Below are 15870 nucleotides of genomic sequence, written 5' to 3'. Positions count from 1 at the left end.
ACCTTACATAAAGCAAAAATGCCTTAAATTGTTTTGGTGTTGAGGCCTCACCTAAATCCTCAAACAATCGTTTGTCATTGCGAGGAGCGTAGCGACGTGGCAATCTCATAGGCAGGTACAGTTTGCATGTCCTATGGGATTGCCACGCTATCGCTCGCAATGACAAAATATGGTATAACGCCTTAAATTGTTTTCTTACGCTTAATCACACGTTGAACGGCTTCGATAATATGTTTGCTGTCCAAACCATATTTTTCCATTAGCTGCTCGGGCGTACCGCTTTCGCCAAAGCTGTCATTAACAGCCACATACTCCTGCGGGGTAGGGTTATTTACAGCCAGCAATTGCGCAATGCTATCGCCCAGGCCACCTAAACGGTTATGCTCTTCGGCGGTTACTACGCAGCCGGTTTTAGCTACCGATTTTAAAACTGCTTCGGCATCCAGCGGTTTAATGGTATGGATGTTGATGATCTCGGCATCGATACCCATTTCGGCCAGTGCTTCGCCGGCTTTAATAGCTTCCCATACCAGGTGACCGGTAGCGAAGATGCTGACATCGGCACCCTCATTCACCATCCAGGCTTTGCCTATTTCAAATTTCTGATCGGCATCGGTAAAAATTGGCACCACAGGGCGGCCGAACCTTAAGTAAACCGGGCCTTCGTATTCGGCTATCGCGATAGTAGCAGCCTTGGTTTGGTTATAATCGCAGGGATTAATCACGGTCATACCCGGCAGCATTTTCATCAGGCCAATATCTTCCAGTATCTGGTGGGTAGCGCCGTCCTCGCCCAGGGTTAAGCCCGCGTGCGACGCGCAGATCTTTACGTTTTTATCCGAATAAGCAATCGACTGGCGGATCTGATCGTAAACCCTTCCTGTAGAAAAGTTAGCGAAAGTACCGGTGAACGGGATATGCCCGCCAATGGTTAAACCCGCTGCCATACCCATCATATTAGCCTCGGCAATGCCGGTTTGCACAAAACGGTCAGGGAATTCTTTAATAAAGTCGGCCATTTTTAACGAGCCGATCAGGTCGGCGCAAAGGGCCACTACCTTATCGTTACGTTTGCCGGCTTCCAGTAAACCCGCGCCAAAGCCCGAGCGTGTATCTTTTTTATCTGTGTAAGTGTACTTTTTCATTTGTTGTGATAGTGATTAGTAATTGGTTGATTAGTGATTAGTTGTTTTTGATGACCTGAAATGTGAACCTAATCACTAATCTCTAATCATCAATTAACTAACAGACTAATAATCCCCCAGTGTTTCCTCTAATTGCCCTAATGCGGCTGCTAATTGCTCGTCATTTGGTGCAACGCCGTGCCATTTATGGCTGCCCATCATAAAATCAACGCCGGCACCCATTTCGGTGTGCATTAAAATCATAATTGGTTTGCCCTGGCCGGTACGGCTTTTGGCTTCGGTAAGGGTTTTCACTACATCGGCCATATCGTTACCGTTCATGGTCATTACGTCCCAGCCAAAGGCGGTCCATTTGGCGTGCAAATCGCCCAGGCTTAATATCTTATCGGTAGGGCCGTCAATTTGCTGGCCGTTTACGTCAATCGTACTGATCAGGTTATCTACCTTATTATGGGGCGCAAACATAGCTGCTTCCCAAATCTGGCCTTCCTGTAATTCCCCGTCGCCATGCAGGGTGAAAACCAGGCGTTCGTCGGCATTTAATTTTTTAGACAGGGCAGCGCCAATAGCAACTGATAAACCCTGACCCAACGAGCCCGAGGCAATGCGTACGCCCGGCAAATGCTCGTGCGTGGTAGGGTGGCCCTGTAACCGCGAGTTCAGTTTGCGGAAAGTAGCCATTTCGGCTTTATCAAAATATCCTGAGTGCGCTAAAACGCTATAAAATACCGGTGAAATGTGGCCGTTTGACAGGAAGAACAAATCTTCGCCAATGCCATCCATTTTAAAGTCCGGGTTGTGTTTCATAATGTTAAAGTACAGGGCAACCAAAAAATCGGTGCAACCTAATGAGCCACCGGGGTGGCCCGATTGGCAACCATGTACCATGCGTACAATATCGCGTCGTACCTGCGATGCTACTTGTTTTAATTCGTCAACGTTTTTATTCATTATTCAGTAATTGGATTTTAAAGTGCTAAAGTATAAATAATTGTCAATATGACAACTATTGTAGGTCAAGTATCTGCTGCGAAGCGTTTTGGGTATCCACTTTATTAATAATGTGGGTAATTATACCATCGCCGTTAATAACAAAAGTGGTACGGGCGGTGCCCATGTATTTTTTGCCGTACATGTTTTTCTCTACCCAAACACCGTAAGCTTCATTGATCTCTTTACTATCATCGGCAATCAGGGTAAAGGGCAGGTTGTACTTAGTTTCGAACTTTTTGTGCGATTTTTCATCATCGGTGCTGATGCCGATCACTTCATAACCTTTAGAGAGCAGCGACTGGTAATTATCCCTGAAATCGCAAGCCTCGGCGGTACAACCGGGTGTATCATCTTTAGGATAAAAGTACAGGATGGTGGTTTTACCTTTAAAATCGGATAGGGAAACTTCCTTGCCATTTTGGTCTTTAGCGGTAAAGCCGGGGGCTTTGTCGCCTGCTGTTAATGTAGCCATTATCTGTAAAAATCTGCGGTAAACTGTGAAACGTTGTTTTTGAAATCGGTTGCGGTAAACTCAAAAGTATGCTTGCCCGCAGCTATCCCGGGGCCAAATGTATAAATAAAGATTTTGCTTTTATAATCGTGTTCCACCAATACCCATTTACCGTCTATTTTGCCCGTAAAGCTTTTTACGCCAGATAGGTTATCGTTCACCCTGAAAATGATAGCCCTGGATGCCGCCATGTTAAGGCCGTTATGGATATTAACCGGTGTAATCACCGGCGGTACCGTATCTATCCGTACATCGTAATCGCCAAAAGCATGGATCTTGCCCTTTACGTAACCATCAGCATATTCACTTTCAACAGCGCCGGATACAGTACCGCTTACCACTGCTTTATCGGCATATTTACGGATGTCGCTATCCGGCTTTATCCAAAGCATCAGGCTGTCGTGAATAGGGGTATAGCGGTTATGGATGTGGTGCAAATCAGAGAAACTGCCCGGGCGTTTGGGCGAGGCGCTATAGATCAGTTCCAGATCGTCATATAAATTATAAGGCTCGGCAATCAGTTTTATTTTATCGTTTACAAACTCGCTGTGCTTATCGTAGTGTAAAACAGGCCCCTGCGGGCGAAAAACCGGACGGTCCTTAGGGATGCTGGATTTTACTTTGAGTTTTACGGTTGATGCGTTGCCTGCAATATCTTTAACCAAATACTCCACATCGTGTATCTCGTTATCGTTAAAAGTAACAATGCCCCGGTTAATGGATTGGGGGTACAAAGTAATTTTTGCCCCGGGCGATATAAAGCATTTTTGGATAAAGCCGCCGGTTTTTAAATTGTAGGGATAATCGATATAAGCGTTGATGGCATGGGTTTGATCGAAAGCGAAGCGTTCGACCGCGAAGGTGTATACCGTTTTACCGTCAACCTTTAGTTCGATGGAATATACCCCATTTTTATTAGCGGATGAGCTGTTCATATCGTTGGCGGCAATGCCGAAGCCTATGCTGCCGCTCAGTTCCAGCGTTTGAGGCTTTGTTAGGTGGTAATTGCCGGCAGCGCCTTTTACAGGATAGGTTTGGCGCAGGGTATTCTCGTCAAACGGCCGGCCATTCAGGTGGTAAACGCTTACGCTGAAGATGGTTGGGGGTACCCTGTCGGGGATGGTTAAGCCGAATAGCTGGGGGTTAATGGTTTCCTGGGTTTCTTTATCGCGGATCTCGAAATGCAAATGCGGCCCGCCGGATGCGCCGGTATTACCCGACCAGGCAAATACCTGCCCCTTATACAGCGGAAACTGAAAGGGTTCGACGTTGATATCAACCTCATACTTTTGCTGATCGGCCTGGGCTTTGCGGATAATTGCTAATATTTCGGGTGTAAAATGATCAAGGTGACCATACACGGTGGTGTACCCGCCGGGATGATCAATATAAACTGCTTGCCCAAAGCCGCCAAACTGAATTTTTAATCGCGAGATATAACCCTGGGCAGCTGCGTGTACCGGGTAACCTGTGCGCTGCAGCGTTTTAAAATCTAAACCCGAATGGAAATGATTAGGTCTCAATTCGCCAAAGGAGCCGGCTGTGGTAGGGGCCAGATCGAGCGGGTACTGGAAAATATTTTTAGGATATTCTTTTGATTGGGTAAAATCCTGGGCGCTTGCATGGGACAGGACAAATAATGCAGTGTAAAGAAGACAAAAGCGTTTAATCATAGTTGTAAGTTGCAGTCGCCCGGCTCCAGCCGGGTGACGTTTATTCTCCGGCCTCCGGCCGCAGTTATGCGTATTTTAAACATATTACGGCCAGAGGCCGGGAAATATATGTCACTCGGCTGGAGCCGGGCGACTGCATAAACTCAAGCAAGCGACTGTATTACGAGCCTCTTATTTTACATAAAAGTCCAGCATCTTCACACCCTGCAAATATCCCTCCAAATGATCGCCGATGGCAACTTTGCCAACGCCCGGCGGCGTGCCGGTAAAGATCAGGTCGCCTTTTTTTAGCGTGATATATTTAGATACGAAAGCGATCAGGCTCTCGAACGAGAAAAGCAGGTCTTTGGTGGTGCCGTTCTGGCGGGTTTCGCCGTTTACGTTCAGGCGCAGGTTCAAATCGTACAGATTTTCAAAATCCGATTTCGGTATAAAATTGCTCACTGGCGCCGAACCGTCGAAAGCTTTGGCCAGTTCCCAGGGCAGGCCCTTTTCTTTATGGCGGCTTTGAATATCGCGGGCGGTAAAATCAATGCCCAAACCAATTTCATCGTAGTAATTAGCCGCGAACTTTTCGTCCACATGTTTGCCTTCCTTGCAAACCTTTAGCACCAGTTCAATCTCATGATGCACATCCTGTGAAAATTCGGGGTGATAAAAGGGCTTGTTATCCTTTAATAAAGCGGTATCAGGCTTCATAAATATCACCGGAGTGGTGGGCACGGGGTTGTTTAGCTCTTTGGCATGCTCGGCATAGTTACGGCCAATGGCGATGATCTTCATATTATTGGGCAGTTTTAAGCTGCCAAAGCTAATGAAGATTAGCTGAAAGCAGAAAGACTAAAGCAGAAAGCTTTTAATTATCCCGGTTATTAATGGCTTCAAATTGATCTGTTATTCATTGCCGTCCCATTTATGGGACGCATAGCAGGTATTAACAAGTGGTTTTAGCCAAACGATACACCGGGTACGGTAGAAGTTTGGCTAAAGCCAGGATCTGCCTGCATGTTATCCGTTGGCTGAAGCCAACGGCAATGAATGGGAACGTGCAAGCAAATTCATGGCGTAAAAATGCACATTGATCTGTTATTCATTGCCGTCCCATTTATGGGACGGATAGCAGGTATTAACAAGTGGCTTTAGCCAAACTATACACCGGGTACGGGTAGAAGTTTGGCTAAAGCCAGGACTTGTCCGCATGTTATCCGTTGGCTGAAGCCAACGGCAATGAATAGGAACAGAGGAGATTTAGAAGAGGCCTCCCGCTGCTAATAACTCATCCAAACGCTCGTGCGAATCTACTACACCGCGTTCCATACCCGATTGTACCATACCGTCACGGTCGGCCACCGACTGGAATACCGATTGGATGGTTAAGCGGGTGCGGTTATTGGGCAAAGCCTCAAACCGGGCGGTTTCCAGGCTTACATGTCCCTTTTCGGGCAGGCCTTCAAATTCAAAAGTTTGGATAGCCCTTTCAGGCGCGGTTATTTCGTGAAAGGTGCCATGAAAGCCGAAGCTGTTCCCATTACAGTCGGCACCGGTATAGCGATATGATCCATTACTAACGGTGTTATAGTAATCGATAGTTATCGTAATGTCGCGCGGGCCTAACCATCTGGTGATCAAACCGGGATCGGTCATCACCTTAAAAACCATTTCGCGCGGGGCATCAAACTCCCGGATGATGAATAGTTCCTGTTTGCCGGGTTCGGCCTTTATGATTGTTGTGTTTTTAGTTGCCATGGGATTAATGATTGAATGATTGATTTAGTGAATTATTGATTAGCTTTTCATTTTGCTCATATCCATGTACAGCATGTTCCAGCGGTGGCCGTCGGGGTCAACAAATCCGCAACCGTACATCCATCCCTGTATCTCGGATGGTTTACCAAAAACGGTGCCGCCCGCGGCTTCAACTTTTTTTGCCATTTCATCTACTTCCTGACGGCTTTCGGCATCAAACGAAAAAAGCACTTCGTTACCCTTGCCGGTATCTGCAACAGGGGCGCAGCTGGCACTTTTAAAAAAGCCTTCTTCAAATAGCATCACTACTATTTGCTTAGCGCCGATGATCATGGGCGCTGATGTTTCGGTATACCCGGGACTATCTGTTTTAAACGAGAAGCCTATTTTGGTAAAAAAATCGATCGATCTTTTAACGTTCTTTACCGGCAAGTTGATCCATAGTTCCTTTGTCATGATGATGATGTTTTAAGTTTTAATGGTTAGCCTACTCTTTTATGGATTTTCGGTTACTCCTTTATTTTAGTTTTAAATAATATATCCTTTGTTCTTTATCCAGCTTTTCGATAGCTGCGCGCAGCATGGTTCGGGGCATTACGGACGCGTACTGATCTAAAAACTGAATGAGCCCGGGCATGTTTTTATCGCCTGCAAAGCGCAGCATCCAGCCACAAGCCTTATGGATCAGGTCTTCGGTATCATTCAGCAGTATCTGGCTTATTTTAAAAGCATCGGCAGTTTCGCCCTTGCGGATAAAGTAACAGGTGCTTAATATGGCGGTGCGCCTTTCCCATAAATTGGGGGATAGGGCCAGGCTGTATAATACATCGCGTGGCTTATCGTACAAATACCGGCCGGTCATATACAAGCAGCCTAAATCAACCAGGTCCCAATTATTTATCCGGTCGTGCCGGCGCATGTATAGTTGATAAACCTCTTCCAGCCGGCTGTCGGTTGTGTTTTTATCGCGGGCAATTTTATCCATTATGCTTACCGCCCCGGCCCTTGCTTCATGTATGGGGCTTTCCAGCAGGGTTTCTATTTCAGTCACCGGCATAGCTGTGTATAGTTTAGCCAAATTAAAAAGCTGGCCCATCCGCACACCTATAAATTCATCGCCGGCGCCATACTGGCCTTCTTCCATTTTAAAATAGCGCTGGATTTTTTTTAACTCGGCAGCCGAGCTTAAGGTTTTAAGCGTTTGAATAAATTGCTGTGCTGTAAGATTGGATGCCATGGCTATTATTTTGCGTTTTGATGTGAGATTTTAGATATGAGGTGTGAGATAATGCTTTTGGTCTCAAATCTCCTATCTCGCATCTCAAATCTCATTTTTGTTTTTCATATCGTTCAGTATATCATCTATCCGGTTAAAACGTCCATCCCACATTTTACGGAAGTTTTCTATCCAGTTGGTTACTTTAGTTAAAGGCTCTGCCTGTACTTCGCAATATCGTTCGCGGCCCTGCTTTTTAATGTTGATGAGTCCGCATTCCATCAGTATTTTAATATGCTGTGATATGGCGGGGCGGCTTACGTCAAAGTTTTCGGCAATAGCGTTTAAGTTAAGCGGGTTGTGAGCAATCAGGTTAATGATCTCTCTGCGGGTTGGGTCGGCTATGGCCTGGAAAACATCTCTTCTCATCTGCTGTGCTTTGATATGTAAGTAATCGCTTACAAATATAATATGTAAGTATTCACTTACGCAAATTTATTTGAAAAAAATTGGAAGCCTAAAGATCAAAGCCGAAAGCTTTTTTCTTAATGATAAGGGGAATATGGAATAATGTGAGGGGATGCGATAAGCAGATAAAGCCTTTCAGCTTTTACCTTTCGCCTTTCAGCTTAAAGAATAGAGATACGCCTGATCACCGATTCGGTACCGACAACAATCCGTACAAAGTAGAAACCGCTGTTGAGTTTATTAGTAAGGGTGTATCTGAACTGCTGTTCGCCGTGGTCAACCCTTTGCGATAGCAGGGTGATCACCTCGTTACCTAAAAGATCCATGATCTTGATATTAACGATTGAGGGCCGGGAGATGGTATATTTTAGATTGATCTGATCGGTAACCGGGTTAGGGTAGATCTGCACGTTGCTTAAAAGCTTATCATCTGCCGATGGTATTGCAACCGTTTTTGTAGGCAAGGTATATTGTTTAATAGCAGGCAGCGTAATATGGAAAGTTTTAAGGATGTTTTTATCTTTCTTATTCAGCTTGGATAAATGCAGGTAAGTAGTATCGCTTTTTTGCCCGCGCGGATTGGCAACCATAGTAAAACTCATAAGCATACCTATTGCAAGCAATAATATACGCGAATAAATTTTAGTATAGTTTCTCTTCATATTTTGGTTTCTCCCTGCAAAAATAGAAATAAACCCTTGCATCTTTTGCAAAATGGGCTTATTTAATATGTCAATTTAACAATTTTTAACATTAGATGTTGTATGCTTAGTGTGATTTTCACAATTATTTATACGGGAATTAATTAATTAGGTTATACAATTAACATTTTTAATACTTTTGCATCCTCTATAATTTAAAATAGTGTCACAACATAAAGATTTACAGAAGCTAACCGTAGCCGGTTTGCTGATCAGTTTAGGTATCATTTACGGTGATATCGGTACATCGCCACTATACGTATTTAAGGCAATTGTAGGTGGGCAGCGTATTAGCGAAACCCTGGTGCTTGGCGGTGTGTCCCTTGTTTTTTGGACATTGACCATGCAAACCACCCTCAAGTACGTAGTGATTACCTTAAGGGCCGATAACAAAGGTGAGGGCGGCATTTTTTCGCTTTTCTCGCTGGTTCGGCGCAAGGCTAAATGGTTGATCGTGCCGGCTGTACTGGGCGGTTGCGCCTTATTGGCCGATGGTATTATTACCCCGCCAATTACCATCTCATCTGCCATTGAAGGGTTAGAGCGGTATAACCGCGACCTGCCAACGGTTTGGATAGTGGCCGCTATAATTACCTGTTTGTTTATCATTCAACAATTTGGCACATCGCTGGTAGGCAAGGCATTTGGGCCTATCATGTTCATCTGGTTTACCATGATGGGCGTACTGGGGATAAGCTATATCGTGAAAATGCCTACCATATTCAGGGCATTAAACCCTTATTACGCGTTCGATCTGTTACGAAGCAGCACCAGCAGCGAGGCCTTTATTGTATTGGGCGCCGTGTTCCTTTGTACTACCGGGGCCGAGGCTTTATATTCCGACCTGGGCCACTGCGGGCGTAAAAATATCCGCATTAGCTGGATATACGTTAAAACCTGCCTGGTGATTAATTACCTGGGGCAGGCTGTTTGGTTATTGCAGCACAACGGGCAAAAGTTAGACCTGAACCTGAACAATCCTTTCTTTAGCATTATGCCGGCCTGGTTCCTGATATTTGGCATCGGCATAGCCACCGCGGCGGCTATTATTGCCAGCCAGGCATTAATTTCGGGCTCGTTTACGCTGATATCCGAAGCGGTGAGGTTAAACCTGTGGCCAAAAGTGCGCATCAACTATCCAAGCGAGCAAAAGGGGCAATTATATGTACCCAGTATTAACTGGATACTGTGCGCCGGGTGTTTAATTGTGGTGGCCCTGTTTCAGCGCTCCGAAAAAATGGAAGCTGCTTATGGTTTAAGTATTACCGTAGCCATGCTGATGACCACCATACTGGTGTCAAGATTTTTGAAACGCCGTAAGGTGCCTGCTTATATTATTAACGCGTTTTTACTGGTATACCTGATTATTGAAGGTACCTTTTTGGCCGGTAACCTGCATAAATTTATGGACGGCGGCTGGTTCACTTTAACTATTGGCTTGTTTTTGTTTGCCGTAATGTGGACATGGCACACAGCCCGCAAGATCAGGAACCGGTTTGTGAAATTTGTGGAGATAGAAGATTACTACAAGATTTTGCAGGAGCTAAGCGATGATGAAACCGTGCCCAAATACGCATCGCAACTGGTGTATTTAACCAGTGCCAATTTCGATTCGGAAGTAGAATCAAAAATAGTTTATTCGATACTGCAAAAGCAGCCTAAGCGCGCCGATGTGTACTGGCTGGTGCACGTAGATGTAATGGACGAACCTTATACCCGCGAATACCGGGTTGATTTCCTGGTGCCGAACAAAGTGATCAGGATTGACTTTAAGCTGGGCTTTAGGGTTGAGCAGCAAATTAACCTGCTGTTCCGCAAAGTGGTTGAAGACCTGGTAAAGAAGGGCGAGGTGGAAATTATGAGTAAGTATAAATCCCTTAATAAACATAAAATTGTAGGCGATTTCCGTTTTGTGGTGATAGAGAAGGTACTGTCGCGCTCGCATGGCCTGTCGTTTTACGAGAGCCTGGTGATGGATATCTACAAGCAACTTAAGCATCTTAGTTTATCCGAAGAACGCGGTTTTGGCCTCGATCTCAGCTTTGTAACAGTTGAAAAAGTGCCGCTGATGCTTTCGGTACCCGAAGAGGTGGTACTGACGCGGATGCCATAACAGAATATCAAATAAAAAAAGTCCGCATGCTTTTGGCATGCGGACTTTTTTTATTTGCTTAAAAAGGCTTGCAGCTTAAATAGCCACCTTCACTACCAGTTTCCTGATCAGGCCTTCGCCAATCATAGGCGAGTGTACATCGTTTGGATAAAAGATCACAAACTGACCGGGCTCTAAACTGAAATACATATCGGCTTTATCGGCGTAAAATATCACGTCTTTCTCCACATTAAACTCGCCCTTAGGTTCTTTACAGTCGTTACGTGGTTTCCAGCCCATGGTTTCAGCACCGCTGATCAATACCTGGATATCGATATTTTTGTTGTGGCACTCAAACTTTTCGCCAGCAGCTTCGGGCGTTACGCCGTCTTTTTCCATTACCGCGCCTTTTACGCCTTCGGCAATTTCAAATTTGCCAATTTCAAGCGCGCTCAAATCCTGCGATTGCAGCCAGTCAAACGCAACCTTAAAATTAGGATGCAGTGCAAAATACTGACTGCCGTTTTCTAATTTATCTAAAATCATATTCTTTTCTTTTTTTAAATTAGTCCTTAGTCAAAAGTCTTAAGTCAGAAGTCCAAAAAATAGACTTCCAACTTAAGACTTTCGACTTATTACTTATCTCTTAGCGTTGTACCCGGCCGCTTCCGTCACCTTTAACCAGCTCTTTTACTTCGTTCAAAGTAGCGTGGTTTAAGTCGCCCGGAATGGTGTGTTTCATGGCTGATGCAGCAACACCAAACTCGGCGGCATCGCCCTGGCTCATGCCGGTAACTAAACCGAAGATGAAACCGCTGGCAAACGAGTCGCCGCTACCAACACGGTCAACAATACGTACTTCATACTGTTTGGTATGGTAAAAATCGGTGCCGTTGTATACTAAAGCACTCCAGCCGTTATCAGATGCACTGTGGCTTTCGCGTAAGGTTGAAGCAATATATTTAAAGCCGAATTTAGCTTTCATCTGCTGGAAAACGCTTTTGTAGCCGTCCAGGTTCAGTTCGCCTTTGGTTACATCGGTACCTTCGCTGGTGAAACCTAAAGTGGTGTCGGCATCTTCTTCGTTACCAATACAAACATCTACATACTGGCAAAGCTCGGTCATTACCTGGCGTGCTTTCTCTTTGCTCCATAATTTTTTACGGTAGTTTAAGTCGATGCTGGTAGTAATGCCTTTTGCTTTAGCAGCCTTTAAAGCAGCTAAAGTTAAAGCAGCAGCCTTGTCGCTTAATGCCGGGGTAATACCGGTAGTATGGAACCAATCGGCACCTTCAAAAATCTTGTCGAAATCAAATTCGCTGGCGTCAACGTCGGCTATAGAAGCGCCGGCGCGGTCATAAACCACTTGCGATGCACGCATAGATGCGCCTGTCTCTAAAAAGTAGATACCCAAACGGTCGCCGCCCCTTGCCACAAACTGTGTGTCTACACCATAACGGCGCAGGTGATTAATAGCTGCCTGGCCAATTGGGTTATTAGGCACTTTTGACACGAAGGTACCGTTAAGGCCATAGTTGCAAAGCGCTGCCGCTACGTTAGCCTCGCCGCCACCGTAGGTAACATCAAAAGTATCAGACTGGACAAATCTTTTAAAATCAGGAGTGGATAACCTCAGCATTATCTCTCCCATTGTTACGACTTTTTTAGACATCGTTGGGTTATGTTTTAAAATTGAAAAAATAAATTACAAAATAAATTACGGCTTATCCGTTGGCGGTCAAAAATACATTTAAACCTAACTAATTACTAAGATATTATAAAAAAAATGCCCGGAAACGATTGCGTTAATTGTTTTGAACTAAATGCTAATTACGCATACATCTTTAGGTTATTTATTGATACTTTTAGCCCCAAATAAATCTGAATATATAATATCAACCAAATGGATAAGAAAGCAGCAATTTTAGAATTGATACCCGCGCAAGGTATTTTACCATTGTATTTTAACAAAGATGCCGATATCAGCGTAAACATTTTACACGCCCTGTATAAAGCAGGCATTAAAACCATTGAATACACTAACCGTGGCGAGGCAGCCCTTAAAAACTTTGCCAAACTGCGCGAGATCTGCGATAAAGAGCTTGGCGGTATGTATTTGGGTGTGGGTACCATTAAAAATGCAAAGCAAGCACAGGATTTTGTTGATGCCGGCGCCGATTATATTATCAGCCCGGGATTGGTAGAAGAAGTGATCCCCGTAGCTGAAAAGGCCGGATTACTTTGGATACCAGGTTGTATGACGCCTACCGAAATTATTAAGGCCGAAAATTTGGGCGCTAAGGTAGTAAAGCTGTTCCCGGGTAATTTGTTAGGTCCGTCTTTCCTTTCGGGGATTAAAGAATTGTTCCCGGGTATGCTGTTTATGCCTACCGGTGGTGTTGAATTAACCAAAGAAAACATTGGCGGCTGGTTTAAAGCAGGCGTTTGCGCGGTTGGTATGGGCAGTAAGTTAATTAGCAAAGATGTGATGGAAAACCAAAAATATGACGAACTTACCGCGGCTACCAAAGAGGCTATAGAAATAGTTAAAGCAAGCCGATAACAACAGAGAGAAGAAACCGATATATACCAATAAAAAACAAAAATGAGTGAACCCAAAATAGGAAATTACAGGTGGACCATATGCGCCTTGATTTTCTTTGCAACAACCATTAATTACATTGACCGCAATGTAATTAGTTTCTTAAAATCAACATTTACCGAGCAATTAGGCTGGACCGACGGCGATTATGCCAATATCGAGATCGTATTTAAAATATTTTATGCTTTAGGTATGATAGGCGCCGGCCGTATTATTGATAAGCTGGGCACCAAATTAGGCTATGGCATTTATATATTTTTATGGAGCCTGGCCGGTGTGGCTACCGCTTTAGTAAACACCGTACTGGGGTTTGGTATCGTTCGCGGCGCTTTGGGTATTGCCGAGGCTGGTAACTTTCCGGCAGCTATTAAAACCGTGGCCGAGTGGTTCCCTAAAAAAGAACGTGCTTTAGCAACCGGTATATTTAACTCCGGCGCTAATATCGGCGCTATTGTTACGCCTATTCTGGTACCGATGATCGTTATTAACTGGGGCTGGCACTGGGCTTTTATCCTTACCGGTTTATTAGGTTTTATATGGTTGATATTTTGGTGGATACTTTATGAAATACCACGCCGTAACGGTAAAGTACAAGCGGCTGAAATTGCTTATATAGAAAGCGATCAGGAAGTTGTTGATAATGTTGTTGTTGACGAACCTACTTACACCTGGAAACAATTACTTGGATTTAAACAAACCTGGGCCTTTATTATAGGTAAGTTTTTAACCGACCCTATCTGGTGGTTCTACCTCTTCTGGTTGCCCGATTATTTCGAGAGCGTTTTCCATCAAAAATTAACTGCGGCCAGCTGGCCTGTAGCGGTGGTTTATATTATCTCAACCATCGGTAGTATTGGTGGCGGCTGGTTGCCGTTATGGTTTATTAAACGTGGTATGCCGGTGTTTAAGGCACGTAAAACATCCATGCTGATCTACGCCTTTATGGTATTGCCGATACTATTCGCATTGATATTAGGCCAAATTAATATGTGGTACGCGGTTGGCGTTATTGGCTTAGCAGCAGCAGCCCACCAGGCCTGGAGCGCCAATATCTTTACTACTGTTAGCGATATGTTCCCTAAATCGGCAACCGGTTCGGTTACCGGTATTGGTGGTATGGCCGGTGGTGTAGGTGGTATTGCTTTGTCATTATTTGTACAAAAACAAATGTTTGTATACTATCGCGGCATTAACCAGATAGAAACTGCGTATTATATCATGTTTGCTATTTGTGGGTCGGCTTATCTATTAGGCTGGCTGATTATGCATATCCTGGTTCCTAAAATGAAACCGATAGCAGCATAATATCTGAGATGTATAACAAAGAAAGCCCTGATGAAGTAAATCAGGGCTTTCTTTGTTTATCGGGCTAACTGTTTGGTTAAATGATCATACCTGCCCGCTTTGGCCTGATGATTGCGATAGGATGAATATGACAGAGCCGATAGATTTTTTAGCAGACACCGAAGGCGGTCAGCGCAGTATTACCATAACCCCTGTGTTGATCACGCCTGTTAGCGGGATCTCCTATGTTACCGGGCAGTACTATCTTACCGAGGGCGAGGTGGGCATTGGCACCATTACCTTCGATACCAATAGCGAATGGAGCTTTGATGGGGTAACTGATCTCAGCGATGGGATAATTAGCCAGATTGCCGGGTTTATCAAACAGTTAGATCATACACCATCAGGTTTTATGGAGGAAGTTACCGGTGCCGAACAGCCCAAAAATGACATAGCGCAAGAAGCAGGTACGCTGAACTTTATTGTTGAAGATGGCGGTATGCCGGTTGACGTACATGTAGCAGTTAATTATCCCTTTTACGATGTAACCGTTGACGGGACTGTCACCGCCCAGTTACAGCAAGATCACCACAGCAACTGGTTTGTAACCACCGGGCATTTAAATGACGGTTTGGTGCAGGCAATTGGTAAACGCATAGCGTTTAAAGAAACTGGGATTTAACCTTAATATTTCACAAACTTATCCATTTGCTCGGCTGTAAATTTAACGGTATCGGGTAAATACAGGTTACCCTCGGCGTTAATTTCGGTTTTGATATTGGCTATATGGATACGCAGCGGCATCACGTTAAGATGGACATAGGCACAAACACCATTAAAGTGTTCTATACCGCGGATATTACCGTACTTGCCCGCCGACAAACCAACCAGTGCGGCCTTTTTATCGTAAAAACTAACCGGGAAATCGCAGGCATCTATAAAAACTTTTAGCACTCCGGGGAAACTGCCATTATATTCGGGTATTACAAAAAGAAACTTTTGGGTAGCAGTTACCATATCCTGTATCGCCTGAAACTGCGTGCTGCGCTTGCCGTACAGGTCGGTAGCAATAATATCGGCGGGCAGGTCCATCAGCGATAATAAATTGGTTTCCAGTCCTTTTTCAAGCAGTTGTTTTTGATAATATTGCGCCAGTTTAAGGGTCGAGCTATTGGGCCTGTTGGTAGATGCGATAATGGTAACCATTTATATATTAGCTGAAAGGTAAAAGGCTAAAGGTAAAAGGTTTTTAAAATAAGCGATCCGGCCTTTTGCCTTTAGCCTTTTACCTCTCACCTTTCCCCGTATTTTGTTTGTAAGTAAGCCAAAGCTGTGGATTACACAATTGTTAAAATTCGTATCTTTAGCCACGGTTTAAAAACTTTACGAAAATAGAAATTTTTACGTTTGCTTTCCGTTGTTAAAATCATCAATCAATT

The 15870-nt window shown here is 44.4% G+C and carries 17 protein-coding genes; 4 read left to right on the top strand and 13 right to left on the bottom strand.

Annotated features, from left to right (window positions below):
• Positions 1-182: 182 nt before the first annotated feature.
• From AC07M6_RS13140 to AC07M6_RS13095, 10 genes are all read right to left on the bottom strand, one after another.
• Positions 183-1145, bottom strand: a complete 963-nt coding sequence (locus AC07M6_RS13140) for a transketolase family protein (protein ID WP_494890068.1) — start codon at positions 1143-1145, stop codon at positions 183-185.
• A gap of 105 nt (positions 1146-1250) precedes the next feature.
• Complete coding sequence (locus AC07M6_RS13135; RefSeq protein ID WP_494890067.1) at positions 1251-2096, bottom strand: transketolase; 846 nt, start codon at positions 2094-2096, stop codon at positions 1251-1253.
• 55 nt (positions 2097-2151) lie between these two features.
• Positions 2152-2610: a thioredoxin-dependent thiol peroxidase gene (bcp, locus tag AC07M6_RS13130; protein WP_494890066.1), complete on the bottom strand. Its 459-nt coding sequence runs from the start codon at positions 2608-2610 to the stop codon at positions 2152-2154.
• Complete coding sequence (locus tag AC07M6_RS13125) at positions 2610-4322, bottom strand: M23 family metallopeptidase (protein WP_494890064.1); 1713 nt, start codon at positions 4320-4322, stop codon at positions 2610-2612. Before AC07M6_RS13125 ends, bcp begins: the two co-directional genes overlap by 1 nt.
• A gap of 171 nt (positions 4323-4493) precedes the next feature.
• On the bottom strand, positions 4494-5105 hold the full coding sequence (locus AC07M6_RS13120; RefSeq protein ID WP_494890062.1) for a fumarylacetoacetate hydrolase family protein: 612 nt from the start codon (positions 5103-5105) through the stop codon (positions 4494-4496).
• Between the two features lie 465 nt (positions 5106-5570).
• Positions 5571-6068: an SRPBCC family protein gene (locus tag AC07M6_RS13115; RefSeq protein ID WP_494890061.1), complete on the bottom strand. Its 498-nt coding sequence runs from the start codon at positions 6066-6068 to the stop codon at positions 5571-5573.
• Between the two features lie 39 nt (positions 6069-6107).
• Positions 6108-6524, bottom strand: a complete 417-nt coding sequence (locus AC07M6_RS13110; RefSeq protein ID WP_494890059.1) for a VOC family protein — start codon at positions 6522-6524, stop codon at positions 6108-6110.
• A 61-nt stretch (positions 6525-6585) separates the two neighbouring features.
• The gene (locus AC07M6_RS13105) at positions 6586-7305 is read right to left on the bottom strand and encodes a DNA alkylation repair protein (RefSeq protein ID WP_494890058.1); all 720 of its coding nucleotides are present in this window, start codon (positions 7303-7305) and stop codon (positions 6586-6588) included.
• 84 nt (positions 7306-7389) lie between these two features.
• Positions 7390-7713 (bottom strand): ArsR/SmtB family transcription factor, encoded by a 324-nt coding sequence (locus AC07M6_RS13100; RefSeq protein WP_494890057.1) that lies wholly within the window; start codon positions 7711-7713, stop codon positions 7390-7392.
• Between the two features lie 200 nt (positions 7714-7913).
• Positions 7914-8414, bottom strand: a complete 501-nt coding sequence (locus AC07M6_RS13095; protein ID WP_494890056.1) for a T9SS type A sorting domain-containing protein — start codon at positions 8412-8414, stop codon at positions 7914-7916.
• Positions 8415-8616: 202 nt separating this feature from the next.
• On the opposite strand from AC07M6_RS13095, the gene AC07M6_RS13090 reads away from it, so the two are divergent.
• The gene (locus tag AC07M6_RS13090; protein WP_494890054.1) at positions 8617-10566 is read left to right on the top strand and encodes a KUP/HAK/KT family potassium transporter; all 1950 of its coding nucleotides are present in this window, start codon (positions 8617-8619) and stop codon (positions 10564-10566) included.
• A 75-nt stretch (positions 10567-10641) separates the two neighbouring features.
• Here AC07M6_RS13090 and AC07M6_RS13085 read toward each other — a convergent pair whose 3' ends face one another.
• Positions 10642-11091: a NanQ anomerase/TabA/YiaL family protein gene (locus AC07M6_RS13085; protein WP_494890053.1), complete on the bottom strand. Its 450-nt coding sequence runs from the start codon at positions 11089-11091 to the stop codon at positions 10642-10644.
• Positions 11092-11191: 100 nt separating this feature from the next.
• The gene (locus AC07M6_RS13080; RefSeq protein ID WP_494890051.1) at positions 11192-12217 is read right to left on the bottom strand and encodes a PfkB family carbohydrate kinase; all 1026 of its coding nucleotides are present in this window, start codon (positions 12215-12217) and stop codon (positions 11192-11194) included.
• A gap of 231 nt (positions 12218-12448) precedes the next feature.
• On the opposite strand from AC07M6_RS13080, the gene AC07M6_RS13075 reads away from it, so the two are divergent.
• The 3 genes from AC07M6_RS13075 to AC07M6_RS13065 all read left to right on the top strand — a co-directional run bounded on the left by AC07M6_RS13075 (position 12449) and on the right by AC07M6_RS13065 (position 15113).
• Positions 12449-13108 carry a bifunctional 4-hydroxy-2-oxoglutarate aldolase/2-dehydro-3-deoxy-phosphogluconate aldolase gene (locus AC07M6_RS13075; protein WP_494890049.1) on the top strand — a complete coding sequence of 220 codons (660 nt, stop codon included), beginning with the start codon at positions 12449-12451 and terminating at the stop codon, positions 13106-13108.
• Between the two features lie 42 nt (positions 13109-13150).
• Positions 13151-14452, top strand: a complete 1302-nt coding sequence (locus AC07M6_RS13070; RefSeq protein WP_494890047.1) for an MFS transporter — start codon at positions 13151-13153, stop codon at positions 14450-14452.
• 121 nt (positions 14453-14573) lie between these two features.
• A complete protein-coding gene (locus AC07M6_RS13065) occupies positions 14574-15113 on the top strand; it encodes a hypothetical protein (RefSeq protein ID WP_494890045.1) in 540 nt (179 codons plus the stop codon).
• 2 nt (positions 15114-15115) lie between these two features.
• Here AC07M6_RS13065 and AC07M6_RS13060 read toward each other — a convergent pair whose 3' ends face one another.
• On the bottom strand, positions 15116-15637 hold the full coding sequence (locus tag AC07M6_RS13060) for an NADPH-dependent FMN reductase (protein ID WP_494890043.1): 522 nt from the start codon (positions 15635-15637) through the stop codon (positions 15116-15118).
• Positions 15638-15870 lie beyond the last annotated feature (233 nt).

The organism is Mucilaginibacter sp. GW821-FHT07H05, from assembly GCF_059418485.1.
This window is presented reverse-complemented; position numbering and strand designations above follow the sequence as displayed.

Bases quoted from the DNA above. Each gene is read 5' to 3' on its own strand.
- AC07M6_RS13075 (WP_494890049.1), top strand. From the start codon at position 12,449: ATGGATAAGAAAGCAGCAATTTTAGAATTGATACCCGCGCAAGGTATT.
- AC07M6_RS13070 (WP_494890047.1), top strand. From the start codon at position 13,151: ATGAGTGAACCCAAAATAGGAAATTACAGGTGGACCATATGCGCCTTG.
- AC07M6_RS13080 (WP_494890051.1), bottom strand. From the start codon at position 12,217: ATGTCTAAAAAAGTCGTAACAATGGGAGAGATAATGCTGAGGTTATCC.
- AC07M6_RS13100 (WP_494890057.1), bottom strand. From the start codon at position 7,713: ATGAGAAGAGATGTTTTCCAGGCCATAGCCGACCCAACCCGCAGAGAG.
- AC07M6_RS13095 (WP_494890056.1), bottom strand. From the start codon at position 8,414: ATGAAGAGAAACTATACTAAAATTTATTCGCGTATATTATTGCTTGCA.
- AC07M6_RS13065 (WP_494890045.1), top strand. From the start codon at position 14,574: ATGAATATGACAGAGCCGATAGATTTTTTAGCAGACACCGAAGGCGGT.
- AC07M6_RS13125 (WP_494890064.1), bottom strand. From the start codon at position 4,322: ATGATTAAACGCTTTTGTCTTCTTTACACTGCATTATTTGTCCTGTCC.
- AC07M6_RS13135 (WP_494890067.1), bottom strand. From the start codon at position 2,096: ATGAATAAAAACGTTGACGAATTAAAACAAGTAGCATCGCAGGTACGA.
- AC07M6_RS13120 (WP_494890062.1), bottom strand. From the start codon at position 5,105: ATGAAGATCATCGCCATTGGCCGTAACTATGCCGAGCATGCCAAAGAG.
- AC07M6_RS13085 (WP_494890053.1), bottom strand. From the start codon at position 11,091: ATGATTTTAGATAAATTAGAAAACGGCAGTCAGTATTTTGCACTGCAT.
- AC07M6_RS13140 (WP_494890068.1), bottom strand. From the start codon at position 1,145: ATGAAAAAGTACACTTACACAGATAAAAAAGATACACGCTCGGGCTTT.
- AC07M6_RS13110 (WP_494890059.1), bottom strand. From the start codon at position 6,524: ATGACAAAGGAACTATGGATCAACTTGCCGGTAAAGAACGTTAAAAGA.
- AC07M6_RS13115 (WP_494890061.1), bottom strand. From the start codon at position 6,068: ATGGCAACTAAAAACACAACAATCATAAAGGCCGAACCCGGCAAACAG.
- bcp (WP_494890066.1), bottom strand. From the start codon at position 2,610: ATGGCTACATTAACAGCAGGCGACAAAGCCCCCGGCTTTACCGCTAAA.
- AC07M6_RS13105 (WP_494890058.1), bottom strand. From the start codon at position 7,305: ATGGCATCCAATCTTACAGCACAGCAATTTATTCAAACGCTTAAAACC.
- AC07M6_RS13060 (WP_494890043.1), bottom strand. From the start codon at position 15,637: ATGGTTACCATTATCGCATCTACCAACAGGCCCAATAGCTCGACCCTT.